Source organism: Streptomyces phaeochromogenes, from assembly GCF_001418655.1.
Classification (GTDB): domain Bacteria; phylum Actinomycetota; class Actinomycetes; order Streptomycetales; family Streptomycetaceae; genus Streptomyces; species Streptomyces phaeochromogenes.
In genome coordinates, this window is the sequence record NZ_LIQZ01000634.1 from 1 (window position 1) to 900 (window position 900).

The following is a 900-nucleotide window of genomic DNA, read 5'->3' on the forward strand; positions in this document are numbered from 1 at the left end:
GTCGTGCATCTCCCGGGCGAGCTGCGCGCGTTCCTTCGCCAGCACGCTCTGGGCCAGCAGCCGGCGTTCGTGCTCCCGCGCCTCGGATATCTCGGACAGCCGCAGGGACAGTTCGCGTCCGGTCTGGACGAGCTGGCCGAGGAAGACGGGCGCGACCGCCGTGGCCAGGCTGTAGGTGACCGTGAGCAGGTCGGAGGAGTCCGCCAGATCGGCGAACTCCGGTGACGGCCACGACCACCAGGTGATGTCGCACGCCGCGAACGCCAGCGCGCACAGGGCCAGCAGCACGCGACGACGGCTCAGGGAGGCGAGGGTGTACAGCGCGATCAGCGTGGCGAGCACCGCGTCGCTGACCAGGGTGGCCGGCAGGGCGAGCAGGAAGGTCAACAGCGGCAGACGGCGACGGAGTACGAGAGAGAAGACGGCGAGCAGCGCACAGGCCATGCGCAGCCGCTCCTCGCCGTCGTAGTGGATCCAGNNGACGGCGACGAGCACGGCGTCCATGAGCGGGGCGGGGACGCGGCGGTGCCTCATCCGTCCTCCGGGTCCCGCGGTGGTCTGAGCAGACCCGCGCGTTCGGCGAGCAGGGCCGCTTGGACGCGGCTGCCCACCTCCAACTTGGCGAGGACGGCGCTCACATGGTCCTTCACCGTGCCGATGCTCAGATGCATCCGCGCCCCGATACCGGTGTTGGACAGTCCCTCGGCGATGAGGACGAGGACGGCACGCTCGCGCTCGGTCAGCAGGCCCACGCAACGGGCGGCCTCTTCGTGGGGACCGTTGTCCAGATACCCGTCGACCACGGTCCGGGTGACCCGGGACGACAGGACGACACCGCCGTCGGCCAAGCTGCGTACCAGTAGCGGCAGTTGCACGGGATCGGTGTCCTTGAGCAGGAAC

At 70.0% G+C, this 900-nt stretch carries 2 protein-coding genes; both read right to left on the reverse strand.

Going from position 1 to position 900, the window contains the following annotated elements:
• A partial coding sequence (locus tag AOK17_RS53320; protein ID WP_425424702.1) for a DUF7134 domain-containing protein occupies nucleotides 1–478 on the reverse strand: 478 nt, incomplete at both ends.
• 52 nt (nucleotides 479–530) lie between these two features.
• On the reverse strand, nucleotides 531–900 hold a 370-nt coding region (locus tag AOK17_RS46970), incomplete at its 5' end, for a response regulator transcription factor (protein WP_245697896.1).